Below are 15,565 nucleotides of genomic sequence, written 5' to 3' on the forward strand. Positions count from 1 at the left end.
TTTATATGCCTTGCTTGTCGAGCCATATTTGCTGACAAAGCATCGAAAATAATAAATACGAATGATCTTCCTTCCCAGAAAATTGTTCGTTTAATAGTTGTTGTACTTGTTTTGGACGAAATATCCCCTGAGTTTCTAATCTCTGTAGATCAAAATAATGATCTATGAAAGCACTTCTTTTGGAAAACCATGATCGAATGGGAAGAGCAAATCCTGCTTTTTCACGATATATCACCTCTTTAGGCAAATAGGGCTCCATAGCTTTCTTTAAAATATATTTCTGCTGCCCGTTTTTCAGCATGAGTTCCCTCGGAATCGAATTCATCAATTGCACCATTTCAAAATCCAAAAATGGCACACGAACTTCCAGTCCTACCGCCATGCTCATTTTATCCGTATAAGATAAATTCAATGCCAGCAAATCAAATTGTTGATCGGCTAACAACATGGATGAGACGGCATCCAAATGGGCATGTTGATCCAAAAATTCCACTAAGTCCTGTCCAGGTTTTTCCACTTGCTGATCCACAAACAAGGACTTAATCTGTTCTCCTCCTCCCCACATAAAATAGCTGGCTACGCGTTCATGGGAGGGTTGCCCCGCTGCTTTAGCCAATTTTTTAAATCTTCTGTAAGTGGTGCTAAATTTCCCAGATAAATTAGATGGCAATATACTGCCCAAATTGGCTAATGTCTTCTTAGTCAAAGTAGACATATCCAAAATCATTTTTTCAGCCATATAGCGACGGTAACCTGCCAAATATTCATCGGCACCTTGTCCGCTTAACATCACTTTCACTCCATCTTTTCTAGCACTTTGGCAAATCAAAAAAGTATTGATGGCTGCCGGATCAGAAATGCCATCTTCCATGAAATCCAGTAAGGTGGGTAACAAACCTAAAAACTCTGATTCCGCTTGAATGATATGTAATTTCAAACCCAACTTCTTGGCCATTAAGCCTGCATAATGCAAATCCGAGCTTTGACCATCTAGAGCATTATCTTCCTCAGAAAATGAAATCGTATAAGCTGATTGGATATTCGCTTTTGCCTGAGCTGCTTCAAACGCAATGGAAGAGGAATCTAATCCACCGCTTAAGAAAAGTGAAATAGGGACATCGGCTATCAGCTGTCTTCTAACGGCTTTTTCTAAGGTTGCGTGCAATTGCTCCGTCAGGACTTCTTCTGAGGATTGACTGATAGGAGATTGTAAATGACTAAAAAGAGGTTTGGAATCAACTAGTTTGCCTTCAACATATCGATGATATATTCCTGGCTGAACTTTCAGAAACTCCTCATACATGGTATAAGGTTCTGGAACGTACATAAAGGCCAGTTGTTCTACTAACGATTGCTTCCTAACGGTTCTTTTCAAATTTTTAAATGCTAGTAAACCTTTCACTTCAGAAGAAAAAAACACGGAGTCTCCTTGGGCAGAAAAATACAAAGGTTTAATCCCTATAGGATCACGCAAAACGTGTAATTCTCTAGCCTCTTGATCATATATCGCTAAAGCGAAAATTCCATTCAATTGGGATAAAAAGCGATAACCTTCTCTAGCAAATCCTTCCAAAATCACCTCCGTATCAGAACTTGATTTCCAAGCTATAGGTCCGAAGGTTGATTCCAAATTGGTTTTAAGTTCTAGAAAATTATATACTTCGCCATTATAAGTCATCAAATATCTCCCTGACGAATCCTGCATGGGCTGATGCCCTGCAGCACTTAAATCAATGATGGAAAGTCGAACTTGGCCTAAATGAGCATCTCCCTCTTTGGATTGAAATATACCGTCATCATCTGGCCCTCGGTGGTGAATAGCTTGAATGGCATCATTCACATCAAACTGGCAATTTTTTGGCGAACTAATCGCTATTATTCCACACATCTATTCTTGAAAATTATAATATTTTTTAGCAACTAATCTCATAGAACACTCCTGATCAAATAAATCCAATGCTTCTTTCGAAGGTAAATACGGTTTTTTTACAATTTCATTTGAATAATCAAGTGCTTTATCAAACCAATCTTGATCATTTAAATCAGCAACAAAAATTCTTTCTCGCATGCAAGGTGCAACACTTTCAATCCAAGGATTGTACGTAACTACGATACAACACCCACAAAAGATGGATTCATATACACTTCTAGGTGATGAATCACTCATAGGGATTGAAATTGCCATTTTACAGTTTGACAAGACTTGGTAAATATCATTCTTTGAGGGTAATCTACCCAAATGGATATCCGTTGGTTTTAATTTTGCAAGAATGATGTCTTTATAATGCTGCTCCCAAAACGGATAAAACATAACAATGGGAGGTTTTGACGAACTTTTATCTCTCCCATCCAAAATTTCCTCAATTCTATATAATGGATAAAGGGCACGAATTGAAACAATTAGCTCTCTGGAAGAACTTTCTGAAACAATGGATTGAATACCTGAAACATCAATCCCATATTGAATTACATCCGATTCTTTCCCGCAAAGATTCCTAATCCCATTTTTTAAATTTATTGAATCTACAATGATATGCTCTGCAGCTAAAAGTGCTTTCGTTGAAAAATAATGATATAATTTTGATTCAAAAGGTCGAATTAGAATTTCAGCACCTTGAGGCGACCCTATATATTTAATATTAGCTAACCAACCAATAAAAAGATAATACATGGTATGTGCATGAAAGATGGCATTGGGGTATTGTTTTGCTAATCTTTTAAGTTTAATGACTTGAAGTGGAAAAAATAAAAGCTTAATTATATTCCTCCAAACATTGCCAAATGATGTTTGTCCATTTAATAATAGCTTATCTATAATTACTAAGCGAATAATATGGTCCTCTTCTTCAACTAATTTTCTATGTCCTTCAGATTCAATTAAATCAGTAGCAAATAAAACTGGTCTATCATGACAAATTTTCTTAATCATCCTATACCAATCAATAGCGTGAAAATCTCTTGCATTCCCCAAAAAAATAATCACATTTTTATTCATCTGCGACATCATGTATTCCTTTAATTATTCTTGGTTGAATTAATAATTCTTATTAATCCTCCATATAAATCTACTTTGGGTTTCCACCCTAATTCTTTATTGATTTTTGTAATATCGGCAACGGTATTTAATACCTCTCCTTTTCGCTCCACATTGGCATATCTTATTTTAGAAGTCGATTTAGAAATATTAGCTAACATTTCTACTAGTTCTCCCACAGAATAAGATAAACCTGTGCCCACATTGTAAATATTACAACCTTCTTTTTCTAAATCTATTGACAATAAAATGGCTTCTACCAAATCATCAATAAATACATAGTCGCGCTTCGGGCGAGAATCTTGGAGAAAAATCTCTTCATTTTGCAACTGGCTAATAATGGAAGGAATTAGAAAAGAACTTAATTGTCCTGGTCCATATACATTAAATGGCCTCAATATGATTGAATGCAATCCAAAATCCCTAGCATATGCTTGACAAAGATCCTCACATATTACTTTCGATTGCGTATAAGGGTTTAAAGGATTTTTTTGATGATTTTCGTCAATGGGTAAGTATTGTGGGTTGCCATACACATAAGTACTCAACAAAATAAACTTCGCCTTATCCCTTCTAGATTTCTCCAATAAATTTAATGTTGATAAAACATTATTCTGATAAAAAAAACCAGGATTATTGAAGGAATCTGGAATATAACTTTTCGCTGCTAAATGTATGATAACATCAACTTCTGGAAGATTTTCAACTTTTTCACTAGCACATAAATCAAATTCTTTACTTGAAGGGATTTCAATAACTTGGTAATTCTCTTTAGTCAATGCTTGACATAAATTATTCCCAATAAACCCAGAGCTACCGGACACCAAAATCCGCTTCATCATAAAAAAGTCATTTTTGTATGCTCCTCAACAGCTCTTTCATAATCAGCAGGTCTGCCAATATCTAGCCAATATCCATTAAACTCATGGATTCTTGGGTATTGCTTTTGTTCTATCAACGCATTCATCAAATGGTCAAAACCAAAAAAAGTATCATGTGGTATATACTCCAAATTTTTCTTATTCATCATATATATCCCCATACTAACTAAATAATCATTTTCTGGCTTCTCTTGAAATTGAATGAGTTCCGAATTTTCATTTCTAATTAATACCCCATATTCAACTTTATCTTTCCTTAAATAAGATGCAATCGTAAAATTAGATTTACTGGAAATATGTGATTGATAAAATTCTTCAAAATTAAGATCGGTCAAGATATCGCCATTCATCACTAAAAATTCTTCCGGCAAATCTGAAATTAATGTCAACGGCCCCATCGTACTCAAGGGTTTCAATTCCAATGAGTAGTCTATTTTTATTCCCCATTTACTCCCATCTCCAAAATATGCCTGAATTATTTCAGCCATATGATTAACGGTCAACGTTACATGATTAAAACCTGCCTTTTTTAACTGCCTAATGATGATTTCAAGAATAGGGACATCCCCAATAGGAACAAGTGGTTTTGGCAAAGAAATCGTGTATGGTTTCAATCTAGTACCTTTCCCTCCAGCAAGTATAATAGCTCTTTTACTCATATTTAAATATTATATAAATCGTGTTTGTACTTACTCAAATTTTCAGGTATTCTGAACCATTCAATTGTTTCTGCTATTCCCTCTTTAAAGTCATAGCTTAGAGTCCAATCTGTATTCTCCTTGATTTTCTGATTTGATCCGTATAATCTAAAAACCTCTGATTTCTCAGGTCGTAACCTTTGTTCGTCAACTTTAATTTTAGCGTTGGGGTTAATTTGTGCAATTAGTTCATTGGCCATTGCCTCAACAGAAATTTCAGATTGTGTCGCTATATTACAATCTTGCCCTATAAGCTTTTCCGACAAACTTATTTTTAAAAATCCAGAAACCGTATCCTTCACGTACAATAAATCTCTGGTCGGGGTTAAATCTCCTAATTGTATTTCTTCTACACCATTTAACAATTGAGTAATTATGGTTGGAATTACCGCTCTAGCAGATTGTCTTGGGCCATAGGTATTGAACGGCCTAACAATCGTAATAGGGAGATCAAAACTTCGATAAAATGACTCAGCAATACAATCAGCCCCAATTTTAGAAGCTGAGTAAGGAGACTGGGGTTGTCTCGGATGATTCTCATCGATAGGAATGTATTTTGCTGTCCCATATACTTCAGAAGTTGAAGTGACCAATATCCGTTCTACCTGTAAATCCCTAGCTGCCTGAATTACATTGAGCGTCCCTTTGATATTAGTATCGATGTAAGAATCTGGAGAATGATAGCTAAATGGTATCGCAATCAAAGCTGCCAAATGGAAAACAACTTGGCAACCCTGCATGGCCACTCTGACTCCATTAGGGTCACGTATATCTCCTGCAATTACTTCAATTTGAGCCAATTTTTCTTTAGGTAATGTGTCCAACCAACCCCAGCTATTAAATGAATTATAATACACAAATGCTTTTACTTGGTATCCTTCATTTAATAATAATTCCACTAAATGGCTTCCTATAAAACCATCCGCGCCAGTGACTAATACCTTACTTTTTATTTTCATAAAATGTTGTGTCTAATTTTAATTCGATACTTGAAAAATTACCTGCTTAATAATTTCAACAGGATAAAACGAGCTATACTGAAACTCGTAAAATACAGCAAAACTAGTTTTTCTTTCCAACTTAATAATCTTGCAAATAATGACATTTTAAACTTGATGATTTTGTATTCATTATTTGATCTAGAAACACTGCTAAATGAGGTACTGGAAACTCGAAATCTCACTAATGGCTTTTCAATCATATGAAACTTAAACCCTCGCATCCACAAATTGATCCATAAAGTATAGTCTTCTATCCCAGCGAAAACTCTGTTTTCATCAAATGATATATCATTCAAATTTCTCAAAATCACACTTGATAAAGTAACAGGATTATATCCAAAAAATTGGGACAATGTTTTCACTGGTTGATAACAATGTATTTTATTCATGCCCATTTCATTAAATAAAAGTGTTCCAGAATACACTAAATCAGCTGAATTTGATTCCAAAAATGGAAGCTGCAACTCCAATTTATTAGGCTCCCATAAGTCATCATCATCACAAAAAGCGAGGTATTTACCTTGGGCAGCTTGGATGCCTACATTTCTGTTTACCGCTATAATCCCACTATTTTGGTTTTGAATTGATTTAATTCTTTTATCATTAAAAGAGTCTATCAATTTCAAAAAATCATAATTAGAAAAGTTGTCTACAACGATTAATTCAAAATCCACTACACTTTGAGCCAATATGGATAGAATCGTTTCTTTTAATAATAATTCCCGATTGAATGTAGTAACTATGATACTAATTAAGGGCATAAAATTAGGTTGAAATAGCTTAGAATTTCAATTAATTATTTTCAATTAAATGAATTAACGGATGATTAATTGGTATTCCAGCATTTAAAATATCCTCTTGTATTTATTCATATAAAGTAATAAAGATGGAGCATACATCAAGGCAAACAATCCACTTTCCCATATAGTACTTCTTTGAAAAATAAATGGGAATAATACGATCAACGATGAGAAAATGACCTTTTCTTCCTTCAATAAATTACCCTTCAGTACTGCCCCAATTGAAATCATTAGCGTCATTATTGTTGCTACTAAATACCCCAATAGGGCTAAAAAACCTCCCGTATTGATATAATACCCTACAATAAAATTAGCAGGAATATAATTTTCATTTTTTTCAAGTCCACTAGTCGTTTCTGCTTGTTCTATTCCAAAAGGATATTTCACTAACATCACTGGAATATTCTCAATAGTCTTTAAAAAACTTATCTGCCTTACTTCGCTTGAATTTCCCTTTTGCTCATATTCTGTTATGAATTGATCCTGTAAATTCCACCAGCCAACGATGCCCATGATAATAGTAATGAATACAGACCAGATTAAGAATTTCTTATTTTTTGCAAAACTGATAAAGATGATGACTAATGCCAATAAAAATAAACTGATCATGCCGCCTAAGGAAAATGTAAAATAAAATGCCCCCAATAATATAATCAGACCAATGTATTTTTTATAAAAAATGGCATATGAGATTGCTGGCAATAAAAACATGGCCAATGTTCCAGGTTCATAAAAACAAGCATAATACCGAAAATGGGGTAATCCATCTGGCATCATATAAAGCCATGAAAACTTATTGATTAGAAATGGGCCATAAGGAGTTTCTATGTATTGGAAATTCAAGTTACCTAAGTAAATAGAATAATATTCTAACAAACTCAACAGATTAATGATCACAAAAAAATAATAATACCATTTCCATAGCTGCTTAACATCAATCGCCTTCTTCTTAATAAAATAGGGAATAGAAAGACAAAACAACCAGGGTAAAGTATTCGCTAATTGAGTAATAATTTTAATGTTTTGAAAAGAATAGTAAATAATATTAGCCGCCATTCCCAAAAAAATCATGATGGATGGTATTAAATACAGCTTCCAAGTTGTTACAGAAAATGAAGTCCCTTGGATTACATAAAAAGAAATAAAAAGAAGACTAATTAATACCGATAAATTGACAAATGTGGAAATTGTCAACAATGACCAAATGTATTTCAAACCTGTTGTTTGAAATAATAGGGTAGAAATAAATAAAAATAAGACGAAATAGGAATTCCGAATCTGAAAAGTCTGAGTATTTATTTTAAAGAGTTTCATGCCTTTATTCAGAGCTGCTTTCCTGATTTATTTGGGACTTTTCTTTTTTCAAACCTCTGTAATATTTCATCCTTTTTCGAAATAGGTAAACAATTCATTAATACCTTCTTCTAAAGTCATTTGAGGCAAAAAACCTAGTTTTTGAAGCTTTTGATTACTGATTATAAATTGAGGAGGCATTTCATTGACGTGTTTCGAATCAACCAATCCATGGATATTATAAATCGGCAAATTAATCCCAAAACGACTTTCATAAACCGCTTGGATTTTACAAGCTAAGCCTACTAAAGAAATAGTATTACCCGAAGAAATATGGTAAACGTTATCCTTTATTTTGCCCTCTAATCCAATCAACAAATCCAGTGCCTGACAAACGTCATCACCATGAATAAAATCTCTTTGTGGCGAACCATCTGACAATAATCTAATTTCTTTTTGAAAATATGCCGACTTACATAAATCATTAATGGCAAGCCACCAGCAATTGTTTTCTTCGAAAACGGGACTTCCATAACTGTTTGAAAGTCGAACAGAAATGACATTGCAGCTTGAATTAGCATTAAAATGTTGACAAATGTTTTCTCCTAGGAAGTGCGTCAATCCATACATATTTCCGGTATTGATGGCATAAGTTTCATCTACTTCACCAGTCATTTTTCCACCATAAACTTGAGCTGTAGAAAAATAGATAAATTTCTTTAGTCCCTTGGGGATACAGGCATGCAATAAACGCCAAGTAGGCAGCACATTCACTTCATTTACTACACTAGGGTCTGCTTCTGATTGGCGATGATCCAGTGATACTAAATGAATAATCACATCTGCTTCCTGATTAGCTACAAGTTGAATGGTTGCTTCTTCCTTGATATCTCCTTCTATCACATTAAACATGTGGGATGCCCAATCTACCTGCTTCTTCTCTAATTTTCGGACAAGTGAAATGACTTGATGCCCATGCTTGGCAAAATAAGTAGCTAGCCTTGCACCCACATACCCATTAGCTCCTGTAATTAGAATTTTCATGTGCGTTATCTATCTTTTAATGACCAATCGTAGTTAATTAAATCATTATCGTGCGGATCCATTCGAACTATTTCCTCTGCATCATGCGGGATATCTGTAAAATTGATGACAAATGCTTCTTCCACACCAATGCCTTTAAATCCATTCCATACAAAAGGAGGAACTGTGACCATGACATATTGGTTTTCTCCCATCACAAACTCCTGAATTTCACGGTAAGTAGGAGAATCAGGTCGATCATCATATAAGACAAACTTGATATTCCCTTTTAAAACAACATAATTCAATGTCATTTTTTTATGCATATGCCATCCTTTTACTACTCCAGGGTAAACCGTAGAACAATAAACTTCTCCAAAGGCCGAAAACTGCTCATCTGAAGATTTCATGATATGCATGATCTTTCCACGATCATCTGGGATAATTCTTTTGGTTGTAATTTTAACTCCTTCTATCATTTTTTATCTTCTAAGTATTTACGTATATGATTCATAGAGATTTCTCTTGGGTTAGCTCCATTTTTAAAATCTTTGTACCAAGAGATGGTCTGAAATACTGTTTGCTCAAACCCCCAAACTGGATGCCATGCTAATCCATGCTTGGCCTTTTCGCAATTCAAATGCAATAATCCTGCTTCATGTTTTGTGCCATCGGTCTTTCCTACCATTACTTCTCCACTACCATATACTTGGATACAAGATTCTACTAATTGTAATACAGTTTTGACTGAACCAAACTCTGGACCAAAGTTCCACGCCCCACTAAATTCCTTAGGCGATTCATATAGCCTTTGACCTAATAATAAATAACCTGAGAGTGGCTCTAAAACATGCTGCCAAGGTCTTGTTGAATTAGGGCTTCTTATTTCAATTGGGATATTTCTTGAAATAGAACGGATGCAATCTGGAATAATTCGATCCAAAGCCCAATCACCTCCACCAATCACGTTACCTGCACGTACGCTGGCTACTCCAATGGATTCATTCTTACTAAAAAAAGAATCTATATAGGATGAAAAAACAAGCTCAGCGGCAGCTTTTGAGGCACTATAAGGATCATGTCCCCCTAAAGCATCATTTTCACGATAACCCCAAATCCATTCATTGTTTTTATAACATTTATCACTGGTTACGTAAATCAATGATTTAACTGATTTCGTCTTTCGCACAGCTTCCAATACATTCACCGAACCTGATACATTCGTATCAAAAGTCGTTTTAGGGTCATCATATGACAGACGAACCAGCGCTTGTGCAGCTAAATGAAATACTATTTCGGGTTGGAACCGCTCAAAAACATCATTCAATAATTGACTATCTAATAAATTGCCGTCAATATGTTCAATATCATTCGCCAAGTTCAACAGATTAAAATGATCATCTTCTGAAGTGGGAGCTAAAGCATAACCTAGCACGTTTGCCCCCATTGAATGTAACCACAAGGCTAACCAGGAGCCTTTAAATCCTGTATCCCCTGTTAAGAGAACTCGTTTACCTTGATAAAATTGATTCATTACCATTTTTTCCATGGGGCATTGTTGTTTTCATACAAACCATTTAATAAGATAAATTCCCGATAGGTATCCATGGGTTGCCAAAAACCATCGTGATTAAACTGCATCAATTGTTGGTCTTTGACTAAATCCATCATGGGTTCTTTTTCAAAAACTAAATCATCATTTTCTGGTAGATAATCAAATAATTCGCGATTACAAACAAAAAAGCCCCCATTAATTCTACCACCTGCAGATTGAGGTTTTTCATTAAATTCCGAAATCACTCCCTCATCTGTACACATGATTTCTCCAAATCGACCAGGAGGTCTCACTCCAGTAAGGGTTAAATGCCGACCATGCGAATGATGAAATTCTACAAGTTTATTAATATCTACATCACTTAATCCATCTCCATAGGTTAATAAAAATTGAGAATCATCCCCAATGTATTTCTTGATTTTTCTGATGCGGGAACCTGTCATAGCCTTCTCCCCTGTCTCAGCAAATGTTATTTCCCAATCACTCTCTTGAATTTTATTTTTAAACTGAATCGATTCCTTATCCCCCAACCGAAGTGTAAAGTCGGAAGTATTCACTTGGTAGTTTAAAAAATATTCCTTGATAACCTTCCCTTGATGACCCAAGCAAATGATAAATTCCTTGTGTCCAAATAAGGAATAATATTTCATAATATGCCAAACTATGGGATAATTCCCCACTGGAATCATGGGTTTTGGAATATTATCGGCTACATCTCGAATTCGAGTTCCTTGACCGCCACAAAGAATAACAACTTTCATATTATAAAAATTTAATTAACTAATTCTGTCTTAAATATCAACCTCCTTTACGAACAAGTAATGTAAATCCAGCTGCAAATTGATTCGGGTACTTGTTGGTTAAACTTTTCACCACACCTTTCATAAATCCAAATCGTGAAATGAATGGAATAGAACCAAAATGATAACTTAAATCTTTGACAAGTGACAAATTAAACTTCTCCAACACTTTTAAGGTATCATTAAATTCATAAAATCGAATATGCGGGAATGTCCACCTACTTTCATTTTTAAAAAACGAGAAGGTATCAATATCATTGGTAAATAAAAATTTGACCCTAGCACTTAATGGAAAATGGTTAGGGACATGCAATAAGAAAACTCCACCTGGCTTAAGTACTCTTTTTATTTCTGCTACCGTATGTGTAGGATTTAACAAATGTTCAAAAACATCTTTGCAAACAATGACATCAAATGTATCATCATGAAAAGGTATTTTGTCGACGTTCAGATCTTCCACTTGTTTTACTTCTTTATATCCCCTTTTAATGGCTAGGTCCGCAAAATCAGTATGTCCATCTACTCCAAAACATTGAGTACATCCGACGTCCAATATATGCTTCATGAATAAACCCGTTCCACATCCTACATCTAGTACTTTTGAATTCTTCAAATCTACTTCCTTCCCTAATTCCTTTAAAACTGGAATAAAATAATTATCTGATTCTGAAATTTCTTCAATTTCTTCAAAGTATTTGCCTGCAAAATGCACGTTCTTTTCGCTTTCAACCTCTGAACTTGGATTCATAATTTATGCTTCTTTAATAATAGTATTATACTCTTTAGCCATTAAACTGGCATCATATTTATTTGCAAATGTAATCATCCCTCTTTCTCCCATTTCTTCCACTAGATTAGCATCTTGTAAAATATGTAAGATGGCATCTGCAAATTCATTGGAGTTCTTCGCAGAACATACCTTTCCTGCACCACTTCCTTCCATAACCTCTGGCATTCCACCCACATCTGTTGTAACAACGGGTATTCCCAAGGCCATCGCTTCAATAATTGTTAACCCAAATGACTCCTCCGACTGTGATGGAACCACTAACAAGGCTGCTTGAGCGAGTAAGGATATTTTATCGTCATGAAAATCGTGAAGCTCCACATTTTCCGCCAATCCCAATCTTTTCACTTCATTGGTTACGAGGTCTATTTCATGTTTTTTACCCGAATACCCATAAATTTTAAGCTTCATACTCGGTAGCTTTTCTACTACTTTTTTAAATGCTTGAAGCAAAAACAAATGTCCTTTTCTGGGTTCATACGTAGCTAGCATCAAACAATAGGGCCGCTGGGAAAGTGCAATAGGTCTAAATTGATGAGGATTTGGATTCTCTATTCCATTTAAAATAAAATGCAATTTTTGACTGTCTTTGAAAGTCGATCTCAACCTTAAACTATTTAAACAATGTTGCGTAACGCTAATGAAATGAGAAGAGGCTTTATTTACTTCCTTGTCAATGAAATTCTCAAAATAAGCATTATACCATTGAGTAGGAGCTGCATAATTATGAAAATTAAATATCACCTTTGTCTTTTTTCCAGAAAATTTCCAAGCTATAGCTGCAGATCGACATAATAAACTAGCAGGATATCCTCCATTGACCACCATCAGTCGATCGTAATTACTATTTCTAAATTTAATAGCTAATGTCAACACATACCATGGATACAATATGATGTATTCCAACATACGATAACTTAAAACAAAAAAAGCTCGGACTATTTTCCACTTGCTAATAGAAAAGCTGCTTTGACCCATTGCCATGGAAGTTGTATAAAAATACGTGTATTCCACTATGGATATTTTTCTCCTTGTTTGATTTTTAATAGTTTTTAGACCAGGATGTGACTGATTACATAGAAGTGTTAATTCATCTTGTTCATCTGGCCAGGCATTAAATAGATTAATTAAGAACGTGTCCAATCCTCCCTTGTATAAATTTTCAGTAAAAAATGCGATTTTCATATTTTGCAAAAGAGAATGATTCAATCAAGAATAAAAGATTTGGCTATTCCCAATATCAAATCAGAATTAAATTACTCTGGGTTTATTAACCAGTACTTTGGAGTTGTCAGGCACATCAAAAAAGACACTAACACCAGTTCCTATCACCACATTCTTCCCGATAGTTACTCCTGGTAAAATAATGGAATGGGAATAGATAATTGAATTATCTCCAATTACAATAGGAGCTATTTTCAAAACAACTGGTTTTTCGGCAGAATGATCTATCGTATGTAAACCATTTAAAAATGATAGAGTCACATGATCCCCAATTTTAATTCCCCCATGAGCTGAAATAACTGTTCCTCTATTAACATGAAAATGGTGGCCAATCTCGAGTTTAGAGGGGACATCAACCCATACATTTTTTCTAATAAAACTTGATCCGAATACATCAATTTTAACACCAGCAGCCCACCAAAAAAAAGGCCTGATGTAACCACATACATATAAATCCGGCAATAAATTTGCCAGTCCTAAAAAAATGGATAGTCTAATTCTCCCATCAATGATATCATCCTTGAATGCTCTTAAAAGTATCATAGGATATTTGAACACCTCTTTCATGAATACCAATTTATTTTGTTCAATAACTTTAAAAGTGGGAAATATGATAGATAAAATATGTTAAACCAAATCCTTCTTCTTTACATCTACGACCTACTTAAATTTTACCTTTCAAATACTCAACAACTAAGGACACAGACTCCTCAATACTATTCCCATTTTTCAATTCAATATCGGGGTTTTCAGGATTTTCATATGGACTTGTAATACCAGTAAATTCCGCTATTTCTCCATTTCTTGCCTTCTTATATAAGCCTTTTATATCCCGTTCTTCGCAAACTTCTAGACTTGTATTGACAAAAACCTCAATAAAATCATCTTCACCTATGATGTCACGAATCATTAATCGGTCTTTTTTCAGAGGTGATATAAATGCAGCCAAAACTACCATGCCTGCATCGACCATCAGTTTAGCAATCTCTGCTACTCGTCTCAAATTCTCTGCTCGATCTGCTTCACTAAATCCAAGTCCTTTATTTATCCCCATCCTGATTTTGTCGCCGTCCAAGATATACGTATGTACACCTGATTCATGCAGAATCTGTTGAACTCGATCTGATACAGTTGATTTTCCTGAACCAGACAAGCCTGTAAACCAAATAACTTTGGACAAATGTCCATTTAAAGCATTCTTATCCTGTCTGTTGATTTTGTAAAAGTGTTCTAGGTTATTGTTTTTCATTTGATTCTTGTTTTGGGGGTAATCCAAATTTAAATTTATGCCATACCTCTTCATGGATATAATAAAGTATAATCTTGGTAACGACTTCTGTCAACCCAATTTTCATTCCACTCACTGAATTACCTGAAATAAACCAAGCTAATAGAAATGTATCTACTGATCCGAAAAATCGATATGAAATGGATTTTACTAAATGCCTAAGTTTACTGTTAGTGAATTTGATTCTAAACCAAATTCTTTCATGCACATAGTATAATAATAATTTGGTAATCACTTCTGATATACCAATTTTCAATCCAAGTAAAGGCTCCCCAGTTATTATAAAAGAGACTACAATCGTATCTATGGTACCAACCACACGCCAAGAAATGGACTTACTAAAATGGCGTAAATGTGTAATATCCTTCATATTTTACTGTACTATAAAATAATGGTTTAATAAGTTCTCTTTATTATATCTAAGCTCCTCTTTTGTGTTATTGTCAATAACTTTATATCCGATTGCTTTGCAAATAGCATGACCCGCAGCCGTGTCCCATTCCATGGTTGGGCCAAACCTTGGATAAATATCTGCTAACCCTTCTGCCACTAAACAAAATTTCAAAGAACTCCCTTTAGACACGACCTCTACTTGATCATATGAAATTTTCAGTTCATTAATAAATCGAGTAGTCTCATCGTTCATATGCGACCGGCTTCCTACCACTCTGATTAAATCAAAACGGGGAGACTTTCGACTTAATATTTGAGATTGAGGGAACAGCTCATCTGGCATTGAAAAATCTTCTTCGATCACTCGTTTTACTGCAATACCAGCTTCGACATCCGCATAATATAACTCTCTGGTACAAGGTACAAATACCACCCCAAGAGTAGGCTTTCCCTTTTCTACTAATGCAATATTGACCGTAAATTCTCCATTTCTCTTAATGAATTCCTTCGTTCCATCCAATGGATCAACCAACCAACACACTGGCCAATTTTGACGAAGTTCAAAAGAATCTAATTTGTTCTCCTCACTAATAATGGGTATTCCAGTTTCTACTAGATATTGATTAATTACTTGGTTTGAAACTAAGTCTGCCTTCGTCAATGGCGACTCATCTGGTTTGGTATCAAAGTCAAAATCTCCTAGGTAAACTTTCATGATTTCAATACCAGCATCTAAAGCAGCCTGAATTGAAATTTTTAAATTTGCTGTTTTATTCAAAAGAAAATTG

At 34.7% G+C, this 15,565-nt stretch carries 17 protein-coding genes; all 17 read right to left on the bottom strand.

Going from position 1 to position 15,565, the window contains the following annotated elements; all coding sequences use genetic code 11:
* Position 1: 1 nt before the first annotated feature.
* The 17 genes from asnB to cysQ all read right to left on the bottom strand — a co-directional run bounded on the left by asnB (position 2) and on the right by cysQ (position 15,555).
* Positions 2-1,888, bottom strand: a complete 1,887-nt coding sequence (gene asnB, locus EWU22_RS01005; protein ID WP_130924033.1) for an asparagine synthase (glutamine-hydrolyzing) — start codon at positions 1,886-1,888, stop codon at positions 2-4.
* On the bottom strand, positions 1,889-3,007 hold the full coding sequence (locus EWU22_RS01010) for a glycosyltransferase (RefSeq protein ID WP_130924034.1): 1,119 nt from the start codon (positions 3,005-3,007) through the stop codon (positions 1,889-1,891).
* A gap of 8 nt (positions 3,008-3,015) precedes the next feature.
* Positions 3,016-3,876 carry an NAD-dependent epimerase/dehydratase family protein gene (locus EWU22_RS01015; protein ID WP_130924035.1) on the bottom strand — a complete coding sequence of 287 codons (861 nt, stop codon included), beginning with the start codon at positions 3,874-3,876 and terminating at the stop codon, positions 3,016-3,018.
* Positions 3,873-4,574: a nucleotidyltransferase family protein gene (locus EWU22_RS01020; protein ID WP_130924036.1), complete on the bottom strand. Its 702-nt coding sequence runs from the start codon at positions 4,572-4,574 to the stop codon at positions 3,873-3,875. Before EWU22_RS01020 ends, EWU22_RS01015 begins: the two co-directional genes overlap by 4 nt.
* 2 nt (positions 4,575-4,576) lie before the next feature.
* Positions 4,577-5,572 (bottom strand): NAD-dependent 4,6-dehydratase LegB, encoded by a 996-nt coding sequence (locus EWU22_RS01025; RefSeq protein WP_130924037.1) that lies wholly within the window; start codon positions 5,570-5,572, stop codon positions 4,577-4,579.
* Positions 5,573-5,610: 38 nt separating this feature from the next.
* Entirely contained in the window at positions 5,611-6,375 is a 765-nt protein-coding gene (locus tag EWU22_RS01030; protein ID WP_130924038.1) for a glycosyltransferase family 2 protein, read from the bottom strand.
* An 84-nt stretch (positions 6,376-6,459) separates the two neighbouring features.
* On the bottom strand, positions 6,460-7,728 hold the full coding sequence (locus tag EWU22_RS01035) for a hypothetical protein (RefSeq protein ID WP_130924039.1): 1,269 nt from the start codon (positions 7,726-7,728) through the stop codon (positions 6,460-6,462).
* Between the two features lie 66 nt (positions 7,729-7,794).
* A complete protein-coding gene (locus EWU22_RS01040) occupies positions 7,795-8,751 on the bottom strand; it encodes an NAD-dependent epimerase/dehydratase family protein (RefSeq protein ID WP_130924040.1) in 957 nt (318 codons plus the stop codon).
* Positions 8,752-8,756: 5 nt separating this feature from the next.
* On the bottom strand, positions 8,757-9,209 hold the full coding sequence (locus tag EWU22_RS01045; protein ID WP_130924041.1) for a dTDP-4-dehydrorhamnose 3,5-epimerase family protein: 453 nt from the start codon (positions 9,207-9,209) through the stop codon (positions 8,757-8,759).
* Positions 9,206-10,279 (bottom strand): CDP-glucose 4,6-dehydratase, encoded by a 1,074-nt coding sequence (rfbG, locus tag EWU22_RS01050; RefSeq protein ID WP_130924042.1) that lies wholly within the window; start codon positions 10,277-10,279, stop codon positions 9,206-9,208. Before rfbG ends, EWU22_RS01045 begins: the two co-directional genes overlap by 4 nt.
* On the bottom strand, positions 10,264-11,046 hold the full coding sequence (gene rfbF, locus EWU22_RS01055) for a glucose-1-phosphate cytidylyltransferase (protein WP_130924043.1): 783 nt from the start codon (positions 11,044-11,046) through the stop codon (positions 10,264-10,266). Before rfbF ends, rfbG begins: the two co-directional genes overlap by 16 nt.
* 37 nt (positions 11,047-11,083) lie before the next feature.
* Positions 11,084-11,833 (bottom strand): class I SAM-dependent methyltransferase, encoded by a 750-nt coding sequence (locus EWU22_RS01060; protein WP_130924044.1) that lies wholly within the window; start codon positions 11,831-11,833, stop codon positions 11,084-11,086.
* Between the two features lie 3 nt (positions 11,834-11,836).
* On the bottom strand, positions 11,837-13,057 hold the full coding sequence (locus EWU22_RS01065; RefSeq protein ID WP_130924045.1) for a glycosyltransferase family 4 protein: 1,221 nt from the start codon (positions 13,055-13,057) through the stop codon (positions 11,837-11,839).
* Between the two features lie 66 nt (positions 13,058-13,123).
* A complete protein-coding gene (locus tag EWU22_RS01070) occupies positions 13,124-13,639 on the bottom strand; it encodes an acyltransferase (protein WP_231962569.1) in 516 nt (171 codons plus the stop codon).
* Between the two features lie 121 nt (positions 13,640-13,760).
* Positions 13,761-14,345 (bottom strand): adenylyl-sulfate kinase, encoded by a 585-nt coding sequence (cysC, locus tag EWU22_RS01075; RefSeq protein WP_130924047.1) that lies wholly within the window; start codon positions 14,343-14,345, stop codon positions 13,761-13,763.
* Positions 14,332-14,754 carry a DUF2061 domain-containing protein gene (locus tag EWU22_RS01080; RefSeq protein WP_130924048.1) on the bottom strand — a complete coding sequence of 141 codons (423 nt, stop codon included), beginning with the start codon at positions 14,752-14,754 and terminating at the stop codon, positions 14,332-14,334. Before EWU22_RS01080 ends, cysC begins: the two co-directional genes overlap by 14 nt.
* A gap of 3 nt (positions 14,755-14,757) precedes the next feature.
* A complete protein-coding gene (gene cysQ / locus EWU22_RS01085; protein WP_130924049.1) occupies positions 14,758-15,555 on the bottom strand; it encodes a 3'(2'),5'-bisphosphate nucleotidase CysQ in 798 nt (265 codons plus the stop codon).
* Between the last annotated feature and the right edge of the window lie 10 nt (positions 15,556-15,565).

The organism is Aquirufa nivalisilvae (genome assembly GCF_004307455.1).
In the GTDB taxonomy this organism is placed as follows: Bacteria; Bacteroidota; Bacteroidia; order Cytophagales; family Spirosomataceae; genus Aquirufa; species Aquirufa nivalisilvae.